Here is a 22,732-nt window from a genome sequence, read left to right as displayed (position 1 = left end):
GTCAACCACTCACAGTGATTCCATCCAGCCGATCCAGTCTCTAAAATGTGGACATTCTCCACAAAGTATTTCCAGTCCAATGCGCTTGGTTACCAGTGGACCATGCAATGTTTTCTGATAACCGGGCATGATTCTCATAATGCGTTTTGATGGTGCCGTCAGAGGGTGGTCGTTAATGTCCTCGGGAGTGACAAACGAAGCCCGTATTGCTGTCAGTTCTTGCAGAGCTTCGTTCTGATACAGCGCCTTACTCAGCTCATCAGGCTTGGCAAAGAGCAGAGCCTCGAATTCGTGAATCATAAGAAAAGGACGAAATCGAGAATGATCGATCGACTGTTTCCATTCATTTTCCACGTGTTTTGCCCTATCCTGTGGGATACTGTTCGGCCTGGTGCCCATTCCGGGGAAGTCAACTGGTAACGCGTAATAGTCGATAAACGTTGTAACTGCGACAACGCCCGTATCTCCAAGAAGGCGCCGCAAGTCGCTTTCCACCTTCTGATAGTCGGTAATTCCCCCTTTGAAATCAGGGCCTCTCTTGACACGCTTCGTAGTGACGACCTTTGGAATGGGATCTTTTCCCCTTGCCCAGAGATGAGGGGCAAGCACGTCCTTGACGAAACGTTCCTCGGTCTGTCCCTCGACGAGAACCAGAACACGTTTCATCAGGGGCGTCCTCCGAGGATGTTCTTCTCCCAAAGCTCACCGAGACTGTAATCTTCAAGCCATGACGACATGTCTGCCGTCTTGAGATGATGAAATACGCTCTGCCCATCTTCGCGGTCCACAACCCAGACATAGTCGGGGTGAAGTTGGTTGATGAGGGTGACCGACTGAGTGGCGACGATCAGTTGGGTCCGCGTGGCCGCTGATTGCAACAGACCGGCAAGCACCTGAATGACTGCAGGATGAAGCCCGAGCTCCGGTTCATCAATCAGGATGAGATCGGGAAGCGACGGTTGCAACAGCAGCGTTGAAAGACAGATGAAGCGAAGTGTGCCGTCAGACAGTGCGGCGGGACCGAAGTACGTGTCGCTCCCTTTTTCCTCCCATTCGAGGCGGATTTTTTCAGGGTTCAGCGCGGATGGTTCAAGCTTGAACGATCCGAAAAACGGAGCAGCCTGCTGGACGGTATCGACGATATTTTCGAAATGATCAGGCTCTCTTTCCTGCAACCTGTAGAGAAACGCGGCAAGGTTGCCGGCGTCGGATCTCAGAAAACGATTATCCGCCACGTCGCAGGTTTGCTTAACTGCAGCTGATGGACTCGTATCGTGAAAATGATAGATCCTATAGCCGTCGAGGTGTCCACGCACATAGCGGGCTATACGTTTTTTTGAATCGGTTAGCCGCGATTCCGAATGGCCCGACCAGATATCATCGCTGAAAGGAGTCGGGTAATTGGCTGTATCCCAGTAATAGGTAATTTCCCTTTCGAACAGAAAGCGGTCCTCTTCCGTCGGGATCAGTTCAAACTCATAGAGATTGGCGTCAGGACCTGAGCGAAACTCGATATTCAAGGAAAGGCGCTTGGTCATTTTTCTGCCGAAATGAAGGACGGCGTTCGCACCGCCGGCTTCCCCGGTGTAAGTTTGCAGCCGCTGTTTCGCCACCTGATGGAGAAAGTTGAATACCCCCACGAGGTTTGACTTGCCTGCCCCGTTCCCGCCGATAAAGACATTAAGCGGTCCGAACTCGAGTTTCTGGTCGCGAATCGATTTGAACCCCTGGATGTGAATCTTATGTAATTTACCCATGAGGGATTGTCCCCTTGCTGAATCTAGTTTTGCAACATCACCCTGAGCACCTTCTCGTCGGTGACGACTTGTCAGTCAATTGCCATGGACATCTCCGCGTGCCGGTCCCTTAGGTCACAATACCCTTGCGGAACTCGTGGGAGAACTCCCGGTCATAGAGGAGCGATTTTGCCTTCATTCCCTCCCGCCGGGCCTTAAGCACGTCCCCCACGAGGATCAGCGCCTGCTTGCCGATGCCGGCCTCTTTCACCTTGGCGGCGATGTCGGCCAGGGTTCCCTCCACCACCTCCTCGTCGGGCCAGGAGGCCTTGGCCACCACCGCCGCCGGGGTCGCCGGCGTGTAGGCCCCCTTCAGCAACTCCGCCACCACCCGCTCGATCATGGAGACGGAGAGGTAGATGACGAGCGTCGCGCCGATCCGGGCGATTTCAGAGAGCTTCTCCCGCTCCGGCACCGGGGTCCGCCCCGCCAGGCGGGTGATGACGACCGTCTGGGAAACCTCGGGAAGGGTCAGTTCCTGCTTCAGGGTTGCCGCCGCGGCGAAGGCGCTGGTCACCCCGGGCACCACCGCATAGGCGATCCCGAGCCGGTCCAGTTCCGCCATCTGCTCCTGGATGGCTCCGTAGATGGAGGGGTCGCCGGTGTGGAGCCGCACGGCCCGTTTCCCGTCGGCCACCGCCTGGGTCAGGGCCGCCGTGGTCTCCTCCAGGGTCATGGCGGCGGAGTCGTACACCGCGGCAGCGGGGGCGTAGGTGCGGACCAGCTCGCGGTCCACGAGGCTCCCGGCGTAGACGACGACGTCGGCCTCCCGCAGGAGCCGCGCCCCCTTCACCGTAATGAGCTCGGCATCGCCGGGACCGGCGCCGACAAAATGGACGGTGCTGCTCACATCCCCTCCCCTTTCCTCACGATCAGGAGCGACAGGTAATCGAGCTTTTCCCCCACGAGCCGCTCCAGGTCGTACACCACCTCTTCCTCCCCGGAGCCGACCCGGCGGACAAAGACGGCACTCCGCGCCAGCCCCAGCTCCGTGAGGAGGGCGTAAATCCGGTCGAAGACCCGGTTCACCTTCATGAGGATCACGGTGTCGAACCGGGCGAAGGTCTGGCGCAGTTCGTCGTCCTCGTAGGTGGTGGGGAGGATGGCGATCCGCTCATGGGCCATCCCCAGCGGCATCCCGGCGGCGGCCGCGGCGGCGTTGATGCTGGAGATCCCCGGGACGATCTCGATGACGATCTCGGGGTGGCGCTCCCGGAAGATCCGGTAGAGGTAGAGGAAGGTGGAGTAGAGGAACGGGTCGCCGATGGTGATGAAGGCGACGTCCCTCCCCTGGCGGACCTCCTCCGCCACCTCGGCGGCGGCCTTCTCCCAGAACTCGTCGAGCCCCGCCTGATCCTTCTTCATCGGGAAGACTTGGCTGATGATCCGCTGGCGGCCCCGGTCGAGGAACGGCTCCACGATGGAGAGGGCGTAGCTGGCGGCATCGGCCGCGCCGGTGGGGGCACAGATGACGGGCGACTGGCGGATGATCCGCTCGGCCTTGCGGGTCAGGAGTTCCGGATCGCCGGGGCCGACGCCGATGGCGTAGATCTTTGCCACTACTCCTCACCTTTCCGGGCGGTGATGATGTAGACCGGATTCAGCGCCTCGAACATCTTGTACTCGGTGAGCCCCCGGGTCTTCGCCACGTTGATGCTGGCCACCTCCACGGTGTAGCCGTGGTCCTCCAGGAACTCCACCGCCTTGGTGAGGGTATCGAGGGTGACGGCGTTCAGGACGATGACCCCGTCGGGCTTGAGCCGCCGGTCCACGGCGTCGATGATCTCCTCCAGCATCCCGCCGGAGCCGCCGATGAAGACCCGGTCGGGATCGGGGAGGTCGTCGAGCCCCTCGGGGGCGAAGGCCTCGATCAGCATCACGTTGCGGGCGACGAACTTCTTCAGGTTGTCGCGGATAAAGGTGAGGTACTGGGGATTCTTCTCCAGGGCGAAGATCTTCCCGTTGGGGACGAGGTTCGACGCCTCGATGGAGACCGAGCCACTCCCGGCACCGATGTCCCACATGACGAGATCGTCCTGGAGCCGGAGCTTGGCCAGGGTCACCGCCCGCACCTCCTGCTTGGTGATGAGCTTCTTGGCGGTGGCGAACTCGTCGTCCTCGATGCCGATCACCGGATACTGGGCGAGCTGGGGCTCCCACGCCTTGATGAGGATCAGGATGTTCAGCTCCGCGGCCGGAAGCTCCAGGAGCCCCTTCACGTCGGTCTTGGTGAATTTCTCCGCCGGCAGCCCCAGCTCTTCGCAGAGCCACGCCTCGTACCCCTCGGCGCCGCGGTGGATCAGCTCCCGGGCGATGGCCGCCGGGGTGTTGACCGTGTCGGTGAGGACCGCCACCTTCTCGGCGGCGACGATCCGGTCGACGGCGGGCTTCAGCCCCCGGCCGTGGACCGAGACGAAGATGGCGTCGTCCCACGGCTCCTTGATCCGGGCAAAGGCGTACTGGACGCTCGTCACGTTGGGAAAGATCTCGATCCGCTCCTTGGGGAGGTTGCGGAGCAGAAACCGCGCGATGCCGAAGAAATTGGGATCGCCGGAACCGAGGACCACGGTCGGCTTCGTCGCCCCCTTCAGCTCCTCCAGGAGGATGGAGAGGTCGCCGAGCTCCTGTTTCTTCCCCCGGAAATCGGGGAAGATGTCGAGGTGACGCCGGTGACCGATGAGGATCTCCGCCTCGTTGATCACCTCCAGGGCCTTGGCGCCGAACCCTTCCCACCCCTCGATGCCGGCACCGACGAGATAGACTTTCTGCTGCGGCATGGGAAACCTCCTGAATACCGAATCGCACGACACGTGAATTTTAGCCGGAATATAGCACCGCTGCAGCATACCCTGCCAGCAAAACCTCGATCTCGATGCCGGGGGCGAGGCGTTGCGCCGCATCCCGGGCGCGGGAGCAGACGAGCGCCATGAGGAAAGGGTCGTTCCCCGACTCCTCCAGCACCTGCCGGGCGGTGTTCGCTCTGCGCACGAGGGGTGTGAGGCGCGCGGCGTGGGGGGTTTCGGCAACCCAGGCCGCCAGTTCCCGCAGGTCGAGGGCGGAGGAGGAGACATGGGTCTGTTCGTGGCCGCAGGCGATCTTGAGGAGCTTGGCGAACTGGCCGGCGAGGATTGCCCGTCGCACCCCCTTGCGGGCAGAGGCCCGCAGGGCGTACCCCACATGGTCACCCATCATCACGAACGTCTCCTCGGGGAGGTTCCTGCCACTTCCGGCTCCCTCCCCACCCGTTCCGAAAAAGTGCTGCGCCGCCAGCTCGCTCGTCCTCCCGGTGGAGAGGACTACCGTCTCGCTGCCGCAGGCACGGGCCACGTCGAGGGCGGCATCGAGGGTGTCGGTCCAGGCCTTGGCGGAGATCGGCTTCACGATGCCGGTGGTGCCGAGGATGGAGAGGCCGCCGACGATGCCGAGCCGGGCGTTGAGGGTCTTCTTCGCCAGCTCCTCGCCGTTGGGGATGGAGATGGTGACGGTGAGGAGCTGCGGGAGGCAGGCCACGGGGAACTCCTCCCGGACCCCCTCGGTGATCATCCGCAGCGGCACCGGGTTGATGGCCGGCTCCCCCACCGCCACGGCGAGCCCCGGCTTGGTCGCCTTCCCCACCCCCCGGCCGCCGCGGACGAAGACCATGGTCCTGGCGCCGGGGCGGTTCAGGGGCTCGCGCCGGACCATGGCGTGGATCTCGGCGCCGTTGGTCACGTCCGGGTCGTCGCCGGCATCCTTCACCACGAAGCAGGAGGCGCTCCGCTCGTCGAATTCCTCCCCCTGGAGCCGGAACGTCACCCGCTCGCCGTGGGGGAGGGTGATCTCGATCTCCTCCACGGAGCGCTGCTCCCGGAGCATCCGGGCCGCCCCCGTGGCGGCGGCGGCGGCGCAGGCGCCGGTGGTGTAGCCGTGGCGAAGGGGCCTGGTCATGCCAGAGAACCCCTCACCCGGCCTTCGGCCACCCTCTCCCCGGGAGAGAGGGTTTCGCCATGGCAGAAGAGAGGGGGAGGGGTGAGGGGGAGTGATCTCATTCCAACACCACCGGCAGCGAGCCGCCCCCCGCCAGGAGCGCCAGGGCCTTCTCCCGCAGCTCCCCCTTGCCGAGCTCCTCCTTGCCGACCATCTCCTCCACGTCGATCCGGACGATGCCGGTGATGGCGAGCTTCTCCTCGCGGTAGGGGGCGAAGGGGACGCCGGGCTCGTATTTCTTCATGAGGGCGTCCAGGGCGAGGACCTTCTCGGCCGGCTCCGTTACAAGGCGGGCCCGGCCGCGGATGATGACGCTGCGGTAGAGGTACTCGGCGCGACAGGGGTTCTCGGGCGCCCCCTTGACGTAGGCGATGGGAAGGTCCGCCTCGAAGCAGACCCGCTCCTCATGCCGGATCTCGTCGAGCTTCTCCCCTTCCAGGGCGCAGTGGAAGTAGATCCGTCCCTCGTACCAGGCGAAGTTCAGTGGCTTCACCATGGGCCAGCCGTCGCGCCCCACGGTGCCGAGGCGCCCCACATGGCAGCGGTTCAGGAGCTCCACGAGGAGGGTAAAATCGGTGATCCGCTTGTTGGCCTTCCTCATGACATCTCCTCCCCTGCCAGGATCAGCAGCGCGTTCACCACCGCCGCCGCCACGGTGGACCCCCCCTTGCGTCCGCGGTTGGTGATGAAGGGTATCTCCGGGAAATTGCGCTCCAGGGCGAGGAGCGCCTCCTTGCTCTCGGCGGCTCCCACGAACCCCACCGGCAGCCCCACGATCAGCGCTGGGCGCACCCCCTCCTCCCGGATGAGGCGGATGAGCTCGAAGAGGGCGGTCGGGGCGTTGCCGATGACGAAGATCCCGTTTTCCGGGTTGGCGGCGGCGGTGCGCATGGCGAGGAGCGACCGGGTCACCCCGAGTTTCTGCGCGGTCCGGGCCACCAGCGGATCGGCCACGAGGCAGACGCCGCCGATGCCGAAGGCGTCCAGGCGCGGCCGGCTGATCCCCGAGAGGGCCATGGTGGTGTCGGTGACGATCCCCCGCCCCGCCCGGATGGCCGCCACGGCGCGCGCCACGGCATCGCGGGAGAAGACCATGGTGCGGGCGTAGTCGAAGTCGGCACTGGTGTGGATAGCGCGGCGCACCACCGGCCACTGGGCCGGCGACCAGGGATGGGGCCCCACCTCGGCGTCGATCATCCGGAACGATTCGGCCTCGATCTCCTCGGGGCGCAGGTGGACCGACATCAGCGCCACCCCGTGGCGGCGATGGCCTCGGCGATCCGGTCCGCCGCCACCTCCGCCAGCTTGCGGTGCACCCCCAGGTGCCCCCCCATGGCGAACGCAACGTTCGGGTGGCGGCGCCGCGCCTCGGCCATCTCCTCGGGGAGATCCTCCTGGACGTGGGCGCCGACGAAGAGGAAGTACGGCATCAGCAGCACGCGTTCCGCGCCCTTGGCCACGCAGGCGTCGACCCCCTCCTGGATGGTGGGGAGATGCTGCTCCCGAAACGAGATCTCCACGATCTCGTAGCCAGTCATCTCCTTCACCATGGCGGCGATCTCCCGCACGGCGTCGTTCGCCTCGGAAATGCGGCTGCCGTGGGCCATAAGTAAAATTGCAGTCTTCATGATTAACTCCTTAAAATCTGCCACAGAGACACAGAGACACAGAGAACGCAACGATTACCACCTCAGAACCGTCAAATCACGAACGATCCCTCAAGGGCAAATTATTACGCTCAAAACCGGTGTTCAACGGGTGTTGCTCTGTGTCTCCGTCTCTCTGTGGTGGACTGTTTGTAGTATCTCCACGATCTCCCGCCGCGCCTCGCCGATGGTGAGGGGGAGGCGGTGAAACGGAAGGGCATCCTCATGCTTCAGCCGGTGGATCAACTCGGCGATGTGGGGGAGCCGCAGCTTCACGCTCTCCAGCTCCGCCGGGGCGGTGAAGACCTCCTCCGGCGTCCCCCCCCGCACGAGCCGCCCCCGGCTCAGGATGTGGAGCCGGTGGAGGAAGAGCGGCACCAGGTCCACCGAATGGGTCGCCATGACCACGGTGACCCCCTGCTCGCGGTTCAGCCGGGTAAGGAGCTCCATCATCCGGTACTCCCCCATGGGGTCGAGGCCGGCGGTCGGCTCGTCCATGAGGAGGATTCCGTGTCCCATGGCGAGGAGGCCGGCGATGCAGGCCCGCTTCTTCTGGCCGTAGCTCAGGGCATGGATGCTCTTGGCGGCCAGCTCCGCCAGCTCCACGGCGGCGAGGGCCTCCTCGACCCGCCTCTTCACCTCGGCCTCGGCATACCCCATGTTGCGCGGCCCGAAGGCGACGTCCTCGAAGACGGTGTGGGCGAAGAGCTGGTCGTCGGGGTTCTGGAAGACGAGTCCCACGGTCCGGTAGATGTCGCGGGGGTGGAGCCGGCGGACGTCGCGGCCGTCGAGGAGCACCGATCCGTCATACTCCTTGACGAGTCCGTCCATGATCCGCAGCAGCGTCGTCTTCCCCGAACCGTTGGAGCCGAGGATGCCGCAGAACTCACCGTGCGCCACCTCCAGGCGGATGTCGGACAAGGCCCTCGTTCCGTCGGGATAGGCGAAGGCGCGGATATCGACCGAGAACCGGACTACAGTCTCCATAGGAACCCCATGATGGCCACCAGCGCCACCGACCCCGCCACCTCGCCGAAGCGGAAGGGGCGGTGCCGCAGCAGCGGCAGGGTGCCGTCATACCCCCGCTGGACCATGGCGGTGGTGACGGTCTGGCTGTTGTCGAACGCCTTGATGACCAGCACCCCGGCCAGGGTGCCGAAGGAGCGCAGCCCCCGCCGGATGCCGGCGTAGCCGAGGCGGTTCTTCTGGGCGGCGTAGACCACCTGGGCGTCGTCGAAGAGGACGAAGAGGTAGCGCCAGGCGAAGAGGGCGACCTCGATGAAACCGCGGGGGACGCGGAGCCACGAGAGGGCGGCCATGAGATCGGTAAACGGCGTGGCGAATCCCACCGCCGCCACCACCGACACCGCCCCGGCGATCCGGGAGGCGATGGCGATCCCCGTGGCGAGGCCGTCGCGGTGCCCGACGACCGCCACCCCGCCGAAGGAGACGGTGAAGAGCGGCTCGTGGCCACTGAAGAGAAGCTTCAGCACGATCACCATGGCCGCGATGAAGAGCGGCTCGGCGAAGCGGACGAGGAGAAGCCGTAGCGGCACCCCCAGCCAGCGGCAGAGGGCGAGGGAGAGCCCGGCCACCGTCAGGGGGAAGGCGACCCCGGTGCTGCTCATCACCAGCACGAGGAGGGCCAGGGCCGAGACGAGCTTCAGCCGCGGGTCGACGCCGGAGAGAACATGGGTATTCGCGATGGGATTGGCGATCTGGTGCATGGGCTCAGGTGCTCTCCCGGCGGGGCTGCGGTTCCGATTGGCGGCCATGCTTCTCCACCACCAGCATCCGCCACCAGTACCCCGCCGCGAACCCGCCGGCCGCGCCGGCCAGGAGAAAGACGAAGAGGAGGAGGTCCCCCCGGTCGGTGTTGATGAGCGGCTCCTGCGCAGCGCGCCCGTGCTCTTTGGCGATCTTCTCCACCACCGCCTCGTCGACGCCGTTCCACTTGTCGGCCGCGTGCGCCGGGTGGGGCGTGAGGAGCATCCCTCCCAGCAGAAGCGCCGCGAGCAGCACGACGGCTCCCCCGGTCCCCGCCCCCCGGCTCGCCGCCTTCATCACCCCCATCTTCACGAGGAGATCGGGGCGCTTGCGATGGAGGAGCACCACCATCCCGGCGGTCATGGCCCCCTCCAGGATGCCGAGGGGGAGCTGGGTCGGGATGAACGCGACGGCGATCTTCACAAAGAGCGGCCAGAACGGCTCGCTCCCCCGGATGCCGGCGGCAAGCTCCGCCGAGGTGGCGAGGTAGGTCCCCCAGTCGGCGACGATCCCCGCCGCAAAGCCGGCCACCGCCAGGCTCAGGCCGAGACGGCGCCCCCCCTGGAAGACGAGCCACCCGGTGAAGGAGCCCACCACCCCCATGGAGACGATGTTGGCGCCAAGGGTCGAAAGCCCGCCGTGGGAGAGGAAGAGCGCCTGGATCAGGAGCGCCACGGCGCTGATGAGGACCGAGACGAAGGGGCCGACGAGGATCGCCGCGATCCCCGTGCCGCAGGGATGGGAGCAGGTGCCGGCGCTCGGCACCGGGATCGGCATGCAGGAGATGATGAAGACCACCGCCGCCATGAGCCCCACCAGCGGTTTCACCGAGAGGTCGTCCTTCGCCAGGCGGTTCATCCGCCGTATCCCCACCGCCACAAACGGCGCCGCCACCGCGAACCAGACGGCGGTCCAGCCGAAGGGGAGGATCCCCTCTGAGATGTGCATGGCGTGGGCGGGAGTGGCGACCGCAAGGAACAATCCGCCACAGAGACACAGAGACACAGAAAAAATCCCTGGAGATTTTTTTATGGAATAGATTTTTGATCCGCGTTTTTGTTGCATGGCGTACCGAGCTCCCTCGAACTTTTCTAAGCTTTTCCTCTGTGTCTCCGTGCCTCTGTGGCAGATTCAAACGTCAGATCTTATCCCCCCGCAGATCGGCGGCGAAGAGCTTCCCCGCCCCGCGGGAGGCGCAGAAGTCGCCGCACATGGTGCAGGTGGCCTCATCCTCGGGGGTGCGGCTGGCGCGGATCGCCCTGGCATCCTCGGGAAAGAGGGCGAGGTCGAACTGCTTCTGCCAGTCGAGATCACGGCGGGCCTTGGACATCTCCTTGTCCCGCTGGCGCCCCGTTTCCGGGTATTTGTTCATGTCGCCGATGTAGGCGGCGATCTTCGCGGCTTTCACCCCCTGGCGGACATCCTCTTCGTTGGGGAGGGCCAGGTGCTCGGCCGGGGTGATGTAGCAGATGAGGTCGGCGCCGTAGCGGCTCGACTGGGCCGCGCCGATGGCGGCGGTGATGTGGTCGAAGCCGGGGGCCACGTCGGTGGAGATGGGGCCGAGCATGTAGTACGGCGCGCCGCCGCTCATCCGCTTCTGGAGCTGGATATTCCCCTCCACCTCGTCCAGCGGCACATGGCCGGGGCCTTCGACGAGCATCTGGCATCCCATCTCGCGGCCGAGCTCGGCCAGTTCGCAGTTGATGAGGAGCTCCTGGATCTGGGCCCGGTCGGAGGAGTCGTGGATGGCGCCGGCCCGCAGGCCGTTGCCGAGGGAGAGGACCGTGTCGTACTTTTTCAGGATGGCGGTCACCCGGTCGAACTGCTCGTAGAGGGGATTTTCGCGGCCGTTGGCCATCATCCAGGCCACCATGCTCACCCCACCCTTGGAGACGAGGCCACCGTAGCGGTACCCCTGCTTCTTCAGGCGCTCGATGGTGTAGAGGTTGATGCCGCAGTGGACCGCCATGAAGGCCATGCCATCCTCGCACTGGCGCTCGATCAGATCGAAGAGCATCTCCGGGTCGAGCTTGTTCGGGTCACCGTACTTGCGGGCCGCCTCGCAGAAGGCCTGGTAGAGGGGGACGTTCCCCACGGGGAGGTCCACGGCGGCGATCACCTCGCGCCGCACCCGGTCGAGGTCGCCGCCGACTGAGAGCTCCATCAGCGTATCGGCGCCGGCCTCCTGGGCCGCCTGAGCCTTGCGCACCTCGGCGGCATAGTCGATGATGTCGGAGGAGGTGCCGATGGAGGCGTTCACCTTGGTCCGCAGCCCCTTGCCGATGCCGGCGGCCCGCGGCTTGCGGTTGTGGTTCCAGGGGATGACGATCTTCCCTTCGGCCACCATCTGGCGGACGTAGTCGGGAGAGACCTGCTCGTCGGCCGCCACGGCGGTCATCTGGGGGGTAATGACCCCCTCGCGGGCGAATTCGATCTGGGTTTTCATCATGTCTCCTTATTATCTGAATCTGATGTAGTAGGGGCAATTCATGAATTGCCCCTACGCACCGAACCGTCTGCAACTCTCCACGAACGCCCCCGCCATCCCCGGGGCGCTCCCGAAGTGGAGATGGACGTAGGAGGCGAGGCAGTTCCGGTAGCGGTATCCTTCCAGCCCCAGGTCGACGCCGGCGCGGCGGACCTGGTAGCTCCGCTCCACTTCCGGCGGCATGGGGGCCATCTCCGAGTAGTGGAACTCATGCCCCCGGGCGACGGTGCCGGCAGGCCCCATGAGGGAGTCTGCCACCAGCTCCACCTCCCGGTAACCGAGGGCCTTGCGACGCGGCAGCATCCGGGTGGTGACCGGGAAAATCCCGACGAAGTCGTGGAGGGTAGCGGCATCGCCATGGACGTCGGTCACCCCCCGGGTGAGGTAGATGAAGCCGCCACACTCGGCATAGACCGGCATCTCCCCTTCAATTGCCCGCCGCACCGCGCCCCTCATCTCTCCGTTGGCCTCCAGAGTGTCGGCGAAGAGCTCGGGGTAGCCGCCGGGGAGGTAGATGCCGGCGATGTCAGGGGGAAGCCCTCCGTCGGCCAGGGGGGAAAAGGGCACCAGTTCCCCCCCCGCTTCTTCCAGGAGCCGGAGGTTGTCCTCGTAGACGAAGCAGAAGGCGGCATCCCGCGCCACGGCAATCCGGACTGGCGGCGCCGCTTCTCCTTTAGCCTCCGTCGGACGCGCCGCCTCGGGCGCGCCGTGGGGGATGGCCACCCCCCAGAGCATGCCGAGATCCACCGCCCCCCGCACCACATCCACCAGGTGATCGAGGAATTCGGCCGGCAGCGGGTTCTCCTCGGCGGTCATGAGCCCGAGATGGCGGGAGGGGATATGGAGCCGCTCGTCCCGGGGGATGCAGCCGAGGACCCTGACCTCGGGATTGACGCTCTCCACCGCCTCGCGGAGGATCCGGCCATGGTTCTCGCTCCCCACGCCGTTGAAGATCACGCCGGCAAGCCGCACCTCGGAATCGAACTCGGCGAATCCCTTCACGAGGGGGGCGGCGCTCCGGGCGAGCCCCTTGGCGTCCACCACCAGCACCACCGGCGCGCCGGTGAGCCGGGCGATCTGGGCGGTGCTCCCCTCGTCGGAGACCCCGCCGATCCCGTCGAAGAGCCCCATCACCCCTTCGATGACGGCGATGTCGGCCCCCCGGCTGTGGCGTCCGAAGGTTTCCCTCACGAAGGCGGGGTCGCACATCCAGCCGTCGACGTTGACGGAGGGACGACCGCAGACGAGGCGGTGGTAGCCGGGGTCGATGAAATCGGGCCCCACCTTGAAGGGGGCCACCGTGAGGCCGCGCCTCCGGAGGCACTCCATGATCCCGAGGGTGATGGTGGTCTTGCCCGACCCGCTGTGGGGAGCCGCAATGATGATCGATTTCATGATGTCACCCGTTCACTAGTTTCACCACGGTATTGCCGTCGGCGAAATAGTCGATGATGTTCAGGCAGCAGTAGGTCTGTTCGATGGCGAAGAGGCTGGAGAGCGGCGCACCGATGGCGTTCAGGAGGATGACCCGGTTCACCCCGCCGTGGGCCACCACCAGGACCTCCTCCCCCCGGTGACGCTCCACGATCCCGTTGATGACCGGCATCACCCGCCGGTGGACGTCGAGCGCGTTCTCCCCGCCGGGGACGCGGTAGTTGACCACGTCGGCCAGGCGCGCCTGCCACTCCTCGGGGTGCCGGGCCACGAGCTCGTCCCAGCTCCGCCCCTCCCAGCTCCCCATGTTCAGCTCCCGCAGCTCCGGATGCCGCACCGGCGTCACCCCCAGGTGGGCGCCGAGAACCTCCGCCCCCCAGGCGCAGCGGGTAAGATCGCTCGTGTAGCAGGCCGCGATCCGGGTGCCGGCGAAGCGCTCCTTGAGGTCGTGGTACATCGCCTTGCCCCGCGCGGAGAGCCCCACATCGGTCTGGCCGTTGTAGCGGCGGATCCCCCCCCCCGCCCCTTCCACCTCGCCGTGGCGGATGAGATAGATGCGCGTCTTCGGTGTCATACGGTTACTCCGTGAAACATCCCCACGATGATGAGGAGGGCGAAAATTTCGTTCAACTCACTGGCACAGCCGATGACGTCCCCCGTCACCCCGCCGAGGCGGTGGTGGGCCCAGCGCCGGATCCCCCAGGTGAAGAGGTAGAGGACGAGGCAGCAGGCGATTCCCCGGGTGCCGAAGAGGAAATAGGCCGCGGCGAGGGTCAGGGCGTAGGCGGCGACGAACTGGGGAATCCCCGCGCCGGCGATGCAGGCGGCGCCAAGGCCGTCGCTCCGCGCCCGTTGCGAACCGACGGTCATCTGTACCTGGGCGAAGCGGGCCACGACCGGAAAGAAGAGGAGCGCCTGCCGCTTCACCTCCGGCGGGAGGGCGAGGATCGCCTCGTACTTGAGCAGCAGCCCGACCACAAGCCCCACCACGCCGACGGCGCCGACGCGCGAATCCTTCATCACCGCCAGGAACCGCTCCCGCCCCCCCCGGGCCGCCAGGCCGTCGCAGACATCGGCCAGGCCGTCGTGGTGGAGCGCCCCGGTCACCCCCGCCAGGAGCGCCACGAGGAGGAGATCCGCCACCGGCCGGGGGAGATACGGCGCCAGAAGCGCGTCACCCGCCGCCAGCATCCCGCCGATGGTGAGCCCCGCCAGGGGGAAGACGGCCATGGAGCGCCCCAGGTCGTGCTCCTCCCACCGGAGCCGCAGCGGCAGCGGGATGATGGTGAGGAACTGGATGGCGATGAGGTAGAGTCTCAATATTCCCCTTCCGCCACCCCGGCCTCTTCGAAGGTGGCCATCTCCTTCAGGATCTTGACCCCGGCCTCGATGAGCCCCATGGCGAGGGCCGCTCCGGTCCCCTCTCCGAGACGCATCTTGAGGTCGAGGATCGGATCGGCGCCGAGCCGCTCCAGCATGACGGCATGGCCGATCTCCACCGACTGGTGGGCGGCGAAGAGATACTCCTTCACGGCAGGATGGAGCTCGGACGCCACGAGGGCCCCGGCGGTGGAGATGAAGCCGTCCACCACCACCGGAATCCGGTTGGCGGCGCAGCCGAGGACGAGCCCGGCGATGCCGGCGATCTCCAGCCCCCCCACCTTGGCGAGAACGTCGATGGGGTCGGCCGGGTCGGGGCGGTTCACGGCGAGGGCCTGCTCGATGACCCGGACCTTGTTGTTGAGGGCAGAGTCGTTGATCCCGGTCCCACGGTGGGTCAGGTCGGCAACGGAGCGGCCGGTGAAGGCGGCGACGATGGCCGAGGAGGGGGTGGTGTTGCCGATCCCCATCTCGCCGGTCCCCGCCATGGCGATCCCCTCCTTCTTGCAGCCGTTGGCCAGCTCGATCCCCACCTCCAGGGCGGCGATGGCCTCTTCCCGGGTCATGGCCGGCCCCTGGGCGAGGTTGCGGGTGCCGCGGGCGATCTTGCGGCCGATGAGGCCGGGGGTGTCGCCGAAGTCGTGGTCGACGCCGATATCCACCACCAGCACCTCGGCCCGCACATGGTTGGCCAGGACGTTCACCCCCGCGCCGCCGGCGAGGAAGTTGTGTACCATCTGGACCGTCACCTCCTTGGGGAAGGCGGAGACCCCTTCCGCCACCACCCCGTGGTCGGCGGCGAAGGTGAAGATCACCTTTTTCCAGGTGGAGGGTTCAAGAGTGCCGGAGATGGCGGCGTAGCGCCGGGCGAACTCCTCAAGCCGCCCCAGGGAGCCGATGGGCTTGGTCTTGTTGTCGAGCTTCGCCTGGGCCTGGGCAAGCAGTGCCGGGTCCACCGGCTGGATTTTTGACAGGGCTTCGTTCAGCAGTTTCATGGGAGGCTCCTTGATCGGCGGATGGGTTACCCTTTGAGCTTCAACGGCAGCCCGCTGAAGGTGACGTACACCTCATCGGCCGCCGCGGCAATCAGTTCGTTCGCCTCCCCTGCCAGGTCGCGGAACTGGCGGGCGAGACGGTTTTCCGGGACGATCCCCAGCCCCACCTCGTTGGAGACGATGATGAGGGGGGTTGTCAAGAGCGGAAAGTGTTTCGTCAATTTTTCGACAGCATCCAGAATGAGGGGCGAATCGTCCCCGGCAAAGAGGAGGTTGCTCAGCCAGAGGGTGACGCAGTCCACAAGGACCGCGTTGAAGCGGCCGTCGATGCCGGCAAGGACGCCGGCAAGGGCGCGGGGCTCCTCCACGGTGGTCCACTGGTCGCCGCGCCGCGCCCGGTGCCGGGCGATCCGCTCCGCCATCTCACCGTCGCCGGCCCCGCCGGTGGCGACATACCCCAGGGGGGCCCCGAAGCCGAGGGCCAGCTCCTCGGCCAGGCGGCTCTTGCCGCTGCGAGCTCCGCCCGTTATGAAAATCACCCGCGCCATAAACGAAAACCCCGCCTCCTGGGAAGAAGCGGGGTCGAAAACCGGTGGTCTGAATATACGCCGGGCCTCGGAGCCTCTTCCGCGGAGGTCCTGTAAAGCGGACATTCAGGCAGGTTTCCTGGCTCACGGATCACTTTACTCGCCGCGCCTTCCCGGAAGAAGGCGGTCCTTTTCCGCCCTGGCGTTGTCACGCTTCGCTTCAGCTTGTGCGGCGTACCTCGGTACGCCTCCGCGCTTCAGCTCGCGTTCCTAGCCAGGACGAAAAATTCCTCGCCTTCAAATCAACAAGGAGTCCAGTGGCATCGTTGCGGCTTTCATCACCGTTCACAGTTGCGGGACAGCAAGGGTTTCGCACCCTTTTCCCTTTTACCTCCTGCCGTTCGGCAGAAGCACCTGAACGTTTAACTATTCGATTGTGCGGTCCTATCTAAACAGAGCGACCGGTGAAAGTCAACGGCTAATCCGCCACGGCCGCCGGCGCCCGGGCCGCCAGCAGCTCTCCGATCCGTCCCCAGACCGCGTCCTTTCCCTCGCGGGAGAGTGCCGAGAAGAAGAGCATCTCGTCGCGGGGAAGCCCCGTCTCCCGGGCGATGACGGCCGCCTGCTTGGCACGCTCGTTCTTCGACACCTTGTCGCACTTGGTCACCACCACCAGCGTCGGGATATCGTAGGCCCGCAGCCACTGGAGCATTTGACAGTCCTCCTCCGTCGGCACCCGCCGGATGTCGAGGATGAGGACCACGCAGCCGAGGGTGCGGCGGGAGGCGAGATAGGTCTCCATCATGGGGCCCCACTGCTTCTTCACCGCCAGCGGCACCTTGGCGAAGCCGTACCCCGGCAGGTCCACCAGCATCAGCCCCCCGTTCACGAGGAAGAAGTTGAGGAGCTGGGTCCGCCCCGGCGTGGAGCTGGTCCGGACGAGCCCCTTGCGGTTGACGAGGACGTTGATCAGTGACGATTTTCCGACATTGGAGCGGCCGGCGAAGGCGACCTCCGGAAACTCCTCCGGAGGATAGTTGGCCGGCTTCGTCGCGCTTTTGACAAATTCCGCGCTGGTTACATGCATTCGATAGTATCCCCGATCGGGTAAATGGTTCCGCCTTCAGTAATACCATCTTCCCCCGTGCCTTGGCAACGAAAGCCTCCTGCCCGCGGGCGAGAAACTTGCATAACCCCGCGGAGAACCACAACCGAGACAGGACACCCCCATGAACAAAGAGCTCGAAACACTCATCATGTCCGCCGTCGACCTTCCGACGATCCCCCTGGTGGCCACCAAGGTCATCGAGATGATGGAGCAGGAAGACGTCACCGTCGAACTGATCGCCAAGACCGTCTCCTCCGACCCGGCCGTGGCGGCCCGGATCCTCAAGCTCTCCAACTCCGCCTACTACGGCTGCCAGCGGCAGATCAACACCCTCTCCGCCGCCATCATGCTGCTGGGGTTCAAGACCCTGAAGAGCCTCGTGGTGGCGGTGTCGCTGAAGCAGATCTGCAAGCGGTTCGGCCTCACGGAAAAGATGCTCTGGGAGCACTCCGTCGGCGCCGCTTTGGCCGCCCGCATCATCGCCTCCCGCGGCAGGTTTATCAACGAAGAGGCCGGCTTCCTCGCAGGGCTCTTCCACGACATCGGCAAGACCATCATGAACGACCAGAACCCGCGCACGTTCCAGGAAGTCATGATGCGCTCCTACAACGAGGGGGTCCCTTTCGAGGAGGTCGAGCGGAGCCTCTACCCCTTCTCCCATGCCGACGTCGGCGCCCTCGTCATCAAGAAGTGGAACTTTCCCGACCCCCTCTCCACCGCCGTCATGTACCACCACCACTTCACCACCGCGCCGATCACCGACCAGTACGACCTCTTCCTCACCGCCACCACAAGCCTCGCCGACAAGTTCTGCCAGAGGCTCGGCATCGGCGACCGCGTCGCCGACGAAACGCTCAACCTGGCGGTGCTCCCCGAGGCCCAGCTCCTCGGCTACACCCCCGACACCATCGGGGACGACCTCGAAACGTTCCAGCAGACCTTCGAAGAGAACAAGAGCTTCTTTCTGAACGACTGACCGCGCAGCGCGTCCGGCAACAAAAAACCGCCTCCCGGCGGTTTTTTCATTTCAAGCGTACGTACACAAATCGGGCGCACGCATACCCCTCCTCCGTCATCAAGAGTGGCACGGAGAACCATATCGCCCCGCAAGCGGGCAGGAACGGTCAGGCCTTTTTGCGGATGATCAGCCCCGTCAACGTATCGAGCGCCTTGGCGATCTCGAGGGCTTCCCGGGAAGGGATCTGCCTGATCACCTCGCCGTCCTTGCGCGACAGAACCTTCACCACCATCCGGTCAGCGTCCTTGTCGAAGGAGAACTGCAGATCCGTGGCCATCGATTCGATGAACTCATTGATCTTCTCCGCCGCCTTTTTGAGGGCCTTCTCCTCCTCGGCCGGCGTAGGCTGCTTCACCGCCACCTCAGGAAGTTCCACGAAGGCCGTCGGCCGCTGCTCCTCGGGAGTGGCCAGCTTTGCCGGCGTCGGATTGACGACGACGCTGGTCACGGATCCCGTCCCGCTGCTCGGTTGCACACTCATGCCCGCACCACCTTTCTCACCGCTTAGAACCTCACTTATCAATGTTTTTCGGCATCCGGCCGGAAAACTTTAGGAGAAATAAATGGTGATACGCTGCAACCTTCTCCCGAACCCAATACATGCACCCAGCATACAACCTACCGAACAGACAAGTGCTGTCATTTTATTGACAACAAAAAACTACTGGGCACAATACGTGCATCAGGGCGAAAACAGCCCAATGCACTTAAATTACTAAGGATAACGAGCCTCACTAAAGGGAGCTTTCGGGAATGAAAATAACGGTATTCGAATCTGTACAGGAACTGAAACGTTTCTTTGGGTTTCAGCGGGACGGCATAATCATCGAGAACGATATTGATCTCGTTGAGTCGGAATGTGATTTCTTCGAAAGAAAGCGAAGAGATGCCGAAGTTCTCACTACGTTATCCGCCAACTGCGCTGGAGCGTGCCTTGAGATCGGGACCTCCCACGGCAGGAGCACCGCAGAACTTGCCTCAAACAACCCAACCAACATCGTTTACACCGTCAATCTTCTGCCCGAGCAGATTTCTGCTGAAGAAAAGTTCATAACCCATCTTCTCACCAAAGAAGAGATAGGGTCGTATTATCGTGGCCACAACCTCAACAATGTCGAGCAAATATACGCCAACACCTTCGCGTGGACGGTACCTGCCAAAATCTCGGAATTAGGGCTCGTATTTGTCGACGGGAACCATGACACAAAAGCCGTTTTTTCGGATACGAGCTTGATTTACGAACGAGTGCGGAATGGCGGTTTTATCCTGTGGCACGACTTTTCGCCCCCCCTGAGGGGCAAATACGAATGGATAAATGCCGTAATGACTGGCGTGGAACAATTCCTGGAGAGCAAGTCTCTCGACGTAGAGATTTTTCACCTTAAGAATTCCTGGATCGGCTTTATCAAAATAAACAAGGCAAAATCAATCGCAACAGATCCGGCAGTGCCATCACCCCCGTCGCCAGAGTGCTTTTTGACCGACAGGGAATACTGGAGCGACAAACATTCTGCTGCCTTTACCCCCTGGACTGTCAACGGAATGCTTTTTTCTTCAATCCTTGAGCAATATCTCCCGGTCAATGAACATTATACCTGTGCAGAAATAGGGGCGTATCCGGGGACAAACCTTTGCTACCTGGCGAAACGATTCAACTACAAGCCAATCGCCGTGGAATTCAGTGATTATGCAGACAACATCGAATCACTCTTCAAATTCAATGGCATTGCAAACTATGAAGTAATAAATGAGGATTTTTTCAAGGTAACCGGCAAACAATACGACGTCGTCACTTCGTTCGGCTTTATTGAACACTTCAACAATTACCCTGAAGCAATAAAAAAACATTTCGACCTGCTTAAGCCAGGGGGATACCTCGTCATTTCAGTGCCGCGCTTCGACGGATTCCAAGGAGCTCTTTTTGAGCTTGCCTTCGAGTCGAACGTATTCAACGACATGATTGCGGCTCACAATCTCAAGATCACTGACATCAACGAGTTGAAGCATACCGTATCACAGTTTACCGACTCCATACTCTACTGTGATTATGCCAATGACGGAATTTTATACTATGACTGGAATCATCCGAAGCTCAAAGATGACAAACGCTGGCTTATCCATTTTATCAACAAGATTTCCGGAACACTAGGCCGCTCACTACCAGCAGATCAATTCTTCAGCCCCTATATATTACTGATCGCCCGAAAGCCTGATCACGCTTTCATTCCCAGCACCACAACCATTGCCACGGCACTTCAATCTGCTTCACTGAAATTATCTGCAGGCGATTACCCCGGAGCGATTTCTGTTCTCGAAGAGTGCATTCGACGGTTCCCTGAATACCTCGAAACCTATCAGATTCTTGCCGAACTGCACCTTGAGATGGGCCAGACGGCCAAGGCGGAGCAAACTCTATTGACCGCCCTGGACATAAGCCCTCAGCATGTCGATTTATTCGAAAAACTTCGCACTATCTATCGTGCCAGCGGCAATCCCGACAAGTTGAAGGTGCTGGATCGACATATGTCGCTTTGGCACCCCGAAAACTTCGGGGCGCCCTCGTCCGGGACGCAGCAGCCACCCCCACACCCGATGCCGGCCCCGCAGAGCGGCCCTGGTAACGAGTCCCTGTTCCCGACATCGTATCCGGTCACTATCCTTGAGCAGGACCAGAACATCATCACATGCTCAGCCAATGGCAACAGATGGAAACTGGATGCCACCCAATTCGTTGACCGAGAGATCCTCTCGAAAGGAGTGTTCGAACCCGAATCCACGTATTGGGTGAACCATATCCTCAAGGAAGGGATGACGGTACTCGACGTAGGCGCAAACTTCGGATATTTCACCGTACAGTTCAGCAGACTGGTCGGCAATACCGGCCGGGTATATGCCTTTGAGCCCTCCGATCACTTTCACCGCCGATTGAGTGAGCACCTGAGACTCAATGAATGCTCAAACGTCACCGTATTGAAGATGGGGCTTTCAGACGTCAAAGAGGATCTGCAGCTCCTTATCGATGATTCGACAGCGACTCTCTACTGGCACGATGACGCAAAAAAACCCGTTGCCATCGAAACCATACACCTGGAGACACTTGACAGCTATGTCGAAGCCGCCGGTCTGAGCAAAATCGATTTTATCAAGATTGACATTGACGGCACTGAACCGAGATTTATTGCCGGAGCACAAAAAACATTGAAAAAATTCAAGCCCGTGCTCCTGATCGAATTCGCCCAACTTGTGCTCATGGCGGCCGGAAGCGACGTCCCGGCCCTTGCGAAACAATTGAAGGACCTTGGTTACACCTTCTATTCGGAAACGACAGGACAACCGTTCACCAGCGAGGCCCAATTCCTGCGAGAGGCAATGAACTGCTCTCACAGTGTGAACATCATCTGCATCCCTTCAAAAGGCTAAAAATTCATGAGAATTCTTCTGGGATACAGCTGGTACCCCTATGAATACAGTGTCGGAGCATGGGTGGAGGCGTGGCTGGGAAGGCTCCGTTCCCATGGCATCGATGTGGATGGCTTCTGTCTGACGCTCAATCCCCCCGGCCCCTGCATTTACTGGCCGGAGCTCGATGAACGATGGAAACAGCGGGACCGGGAGCTATTGTCGATGTACGACAATCTCGCCCGCCGTCTGGAATCCTACGATGTGTTCGTGAACTGGAACGGGATCAACCTTCATCCCGAATTTGTACGGCAGATCCCGATTTTCAAGGCCTATGCCTGCTTTGACGACCCGGAATCATCGGACCGGCTCTCCTCTCCGGTGGCCTCGTCATATGATCTTGCCCTCGTAGGCAACATTGCGGAAGTCGAAACCTACTACAAATGGGGCGTGAAAGAAGCCAGGCATTGGCCTCTGGGCTTTTTTTCGGTCGATTACGACCATTCTCTGACGAAAGAGAAAATCCTCCGCGGCGCTCGAGACATTGACCTTACGTTGCTCTGCGAACGCATCAGCTCCTGGCGGAAAGAGCGCCTCGACAAGCTCGCCGCTGCGTTCCCCCAGGGAGCCTACTTCGGGCATGGCTGGCCCAATGGCTTTCTTCGCGATCAGGACCGCATTCCCCTTTACCAACGAAGCAAAATCGGCATCAACATGCACAACTCCACCGGTCCCATCAATTTCAGGACCTTCATCCTTCCGGCAAACGGGGTCATGCAGCTTTGCGACAACAAGAACCATCTGGGGAAGTTGTACGAATTGAACAAGGAAGTCGTTGGTTTTGACTCTATCGAAGAAGCCATCGAGCTTTGCCACTATTATCTGAACCATGACGAGGAACGGCGCCAGGTAGCGGCGGCAGGGTGGGAGCGCGCCCATCGCGATTACAACGAAGTCGCCGTCTTCAAGATGATGATGCGCCACGTCGAGGAAGTTCGGCGAAAAAACGACCGGACCCTCTCTCCCGCGGCAAGACCAACAGACGCAGGAAGCGACCATATGGCACGAGGAGAATACGCAGAGGCAATTGCCCTGTACGGAGACGTCCTTGCCAGAGAATCCGGCAATAGCAGGGCGCGACACAACCGCATTGTGGCCTGCAAACATCTCCTCCATGGAAGCCAGTGGGGGAGGAACGGTAGGTAACC

Annotated in this window: 23 protein-coding genes and 1 riboswitch; of the genes, 3 read left to right on the top strand and 20 right to left on the bottom strand. The window is 62.7% G+C overall.

The features are described 5' to 3' along the window. Positions 1–9: 9 nt before the first annotated feature. From GPICK_RS02690 to yihA, 19 genes are all read right to left on the bottom strand, one after another. The gene (locus GPICK_RS02690) at positions 10–666 is read right to left on the bottom strand and encodes a DUF4276 family protein (protein ID WP_039740293.1); all 657 of its coding nucleotides are present in this window, start codon (positions 664–666) and stop codon (positions 10–12) included. Then, a complete protein-coding gene (locus tag GPICK_RS02685) occupies positions 666–1,757 on the bottom strand; it encodes an AAA family ATPase (RefSeq protein ID WP_039740291.1) in 1,092 nt (363 codons plus the stop codon). Before GPICK_RS02685 ends, GPICK_RS02690 begins: the two co-directional genes overlap by 1 nt. Before the next feature lie 109 nt (positions 1,758–1,866). Continuing rightward, positions 1,867–2,646, bottom strand: coding sequence for a precorrin-4 C(11)-methyltransferase (cobM, locus tag GPICK_RS02680; RefSeq protein WP_039740289.1), 780 nt, complete (start codon positions 2,644–2,646; stop codon positions 1,867–1,869). Continuing rightward, positions 2,643–3,356, bottom strand: coding sequence for a precorrin-2 C(20)-methyltransferase (gene cobI, locus GPICK_RS02675; protein ID WP_039740288.1), 714 nt, complete (start codon positions 3,354–3,356; stop codon positions 2,643–2,645). Before cobI ends, cobM begins: the two co-directional genes overlap by 4 nt. Further along, entirely contained in the window at positions 3,356–4,573 is a 1,218-nt protein-coding gene (locus GPICK_RS02670) for a bifunctional cobalt-precorrin-7 (C(5))-methyltransferase/cobalt-precorrin-6B (C(15))-methyltransferase (RefSeq protein ID WP_039740285.1), read from the bottom strand. Before GPICK_RS02670 ends, cobI begins: the two co-directional genes overlap by 1 nt. Before the next feature lie 40 nt (positions 4,574–4,613). Beyond that, the gene (locus GPICK_RS02665; RefSeq protein ID WP_039740283.1) at positions 4,614–5,723 is read right to left on the bottom strand and encodes a cobalt-precorrin-5B (C(1))-methyltransferase; all 1,110 of its coding nucleotides are present in this window, start codon (positions 5,721–5,723) and stop codon (positions 4,614–4,616) included. Positions 5,724–5,820: 97 nt separating this feature from the next. Further along, positions 5,821–6,363: a pyridoxamine 5'-phosphate oxidase family protein gene (locus GPICK_RS02660; protein ID WP_039740281.1), complete on the bottom strand. Its 543-nt coding sequence runs from the start codon at positions 6,361–6,363 to the stop codon at positions 5,821–5,823. Next, complete coding sequence (locus tag GPICK_RS02655; RefSeq protein ID WP_039740280.1) at positions 6,360–7,007, bottom strand: precorrin-8X methylmutase; 648 nt, start codon at positions 7,005–7,007, stop codon at positions 6,360–6,362. Before GPICK_RS02655 ends, GPICK_RS02660 begins: the two co-directional genes overlap by 4 nt. Next, positions 7,007–7,390: a sirohydrochlorin chelatase gene (locus tag GPICK_RS02650; protein WP_039740278.1), complete on the bottom strand. Its 384-nt coding sequence runs from the start codon at positions 7,388–7,390 to the stop codon at positions 7,007–7,009. The genes GPICK_RS02655 and GPICK_RS02650 overlap by 1 nt, the downstream gene beginning before the upstream one ends. A 123-nt stretch (positions 7,391–7,513) precedes the next feature. Beyond that, positions 7,514–8,395 (bottom strand): energy-coupling factor ABC transporter ATP-binding protein, encoded by an 882-nt coding sequence (locus GPICK_RS02645; RefSeq protein WP_039740276.1) that lies wholly within the window; start codon positions 8,393–8,395, stop codon positions 7,514–7,516. Continuing rightward, positions 8,383–9,135, bottom strand: a complete 753-nt coding sequence (cbiQ, locus tag GPICK_RS02640) for a cobalt ECF transporter T component CbiQ (protein ID WP_039740275.1) — start codon at positions 9,133–9,135, stop codon at positions 8,383–8,385. The genes GPICK_RS02645 and cbiQ overlap by 13 nt, the downstream gene beginning before the upstream one ends. A gap of 4 nt (positions 9,136–9,139) precedes the next feature. Beyond that, positions 9,140–10,189, bottom strand: a complete 1,050-nt coding sequence (locus tag GPICK_RS02635; RefSeq protein ID WP_407920194.1) for an energy-coupling factor ABC transporter permease — start codon at positions 10,187–10,189, stop codon at positions 9,140–9,142. Positions 10,190–10,313: 124 nt separating this feature from the next. Next, a complete protein-coding gene (thiC, locus tag GPICK_RS02630) occupies positions 10,314–11,621 on the bottom strand; it encodes a phosphomethylpyrimidine synthase ThiC (protein ID WP_039740272.1) in 1,308 nt (435 codons plus the stop codon). 54 nt (positions 11,622–11,675) lie between these two features. Further along, entirely contained in the window at positions 11,676–13,058 is a 1,383-nt protein-coding gene (locus GPICK_RS02625; protein ID WP_039740270.1) for a cobyrinate a,c-diamide synthase, read from the bottom strand. A gap of 4 nt (positions 13,059–13,062) precedes the next feature. Next, positions 13,063–13,671: an alpha-ribazole phosphatase gene (gene cobC / locus GPICK_RS02620; protein ID WP_039740269.1), complete on the bottom strand. Its 609-nt coding sequence runs from the start codon at positions 13,669–13,671 to the stop codon at positions 13,063–13,065. Then, complete coding sequence (cobS, locus tag GPICK_RS02615; RefSeq protein ID WP_039740267.1) at positions 13,668–14,417, bottom strand: adenosylcobinamide-GDP ribazoletransferase; 750 nt, start codon at positions 14,415–14,417, stop codon at positions 13,668–13,670. Before cobS ends, cobC begins: the two co-directional genes overlap by 4 nt. Then, positions 14,414–15,472 (bottom strand): nicotinate-nucleotide--dimethylbenzimidazole phosphoribosyltransferase, encoded by a 1,059-nt coding sequence (gene cobT / locus GPICK_RS02610; protein WP_039740265.1) that lies wholly within the window; start codon positions 15,470–15,472, stop codon positions 14,414–14,416. The genes cobS and cobT overlap by 4 nt, the downstream gene beginning before the upstream one ends. A gap of 26 nt (positions 15,473–15,498) precedes the next feature. After that, positions 15,499–16,020 carry a bifunctional adenosylcobinamide kinase/adenosylcobinamide-phosphate guanylyltransferase gene (cobU, locus tag GPICK_RS02605; protein ID WP_039740263.1) on the bottom strand — a complete coding sequence of 174 codons (522 nt, stop codon included), beginning with the start codon at positions 16,018–16,020 and terminating at the stop codon, positions 15,499–15,501. 91 nt (positions 16,021–16,111) lie between these two features. Continuing rightward, a riboswitch (cobalamin riboswitch) is annotated at positions 16,112–16,432 on the bottom strand. Between the two features lie 45 nt (positions 16,433–16,477). Further along, positions 16,478–17,086 (bottom strand): ribosome biogenesis GTP-binding protein YihA/YsxC, encoded by a 609-nt coding sequence (gene yihA / locus GPICK_RS02600; protein WP_039740261.1) that lies wholly within the window; start codon positions 17,084–17,086, stop codon positions 16,478–16,480. Positions 17,087–17,228: 142 nt separating this feature from the next. On the opposite strand from yihA, the gene GPICK_RS02595 reads away from it, so the two are divergent. Beyond that, positions 17,229–18,083, top strand: a complete 855-nt coding sequence (locus tag GPICK_RS02595; RefSeq protein ID WP_039740259.1) for an HDOD domain-containing protein — start codon at positions 17,229–17,231, stop codon at positions 18,081–18,083. Between the two features lie 148 nt (positions 18,084–18,231). Here GPICK_RS02595 and GPICK_RS02590 read toward each other — a convergent pair whose 3' ends face one another. Beyond that, positions 18,232–18,606 (bottom strand): flagellar protein FlaG, encoded by a 375-nt coding sequence (locus GPICK_RS02590; protein WP_039740258.1) that lies wholly within the window; start codon positions 18,604–18,606, stop codon positions 18,232–18,234. Positions 18,607–18,878: 272 nt separating this feature from the next. Here GPICK_RS02590 and GPICK_RS02585 point away from each other — a divergent pair, with 272 nt between their 5' ends. Together GPICK_RS02585 and GPICK_RS02580 are read left to right on the top strand one after the other, a co-directional pair. Beyond that, entirely contained in the window at positions 18,879–21,545 is a 2,667-nt protein-coding gene (locus tag GPICK_RS02585) for an FkbM family methyltransferase (RefSeq protein ID WP_039740256.1), read from the top strand. Positions 21,546–21,551: 6 nt separating this feature from the next. Next, a complete protein-coding gene (locus tag GPICK_RS02580; RefSeq protein WP_039740255.1) occupies positions 21,552–22,730 on the top strand; it encodes a glycosyltransferase family protein in 1,179 nt (392 codons plus the stop codon). The last annotated feature ends 2 nt before the right edge of the window (positions 22,731–22,732 follow it).

The organism is Geobacter pickeringii (assembly GCF_000817955.1).
In the GTDB taxonomy this organism is placed as follows: Bacteria; Desulfobacterota; Desulfuromonadia; order Geobacterales; family Geobacteraceae; genus Geobacter; species Geobacter pickeringii.
The sequence above is the reverse complement of the archived record's forward strand: the minus strand, read 5'-3'. Positions and strand labels throughout refer to the sequence as shown.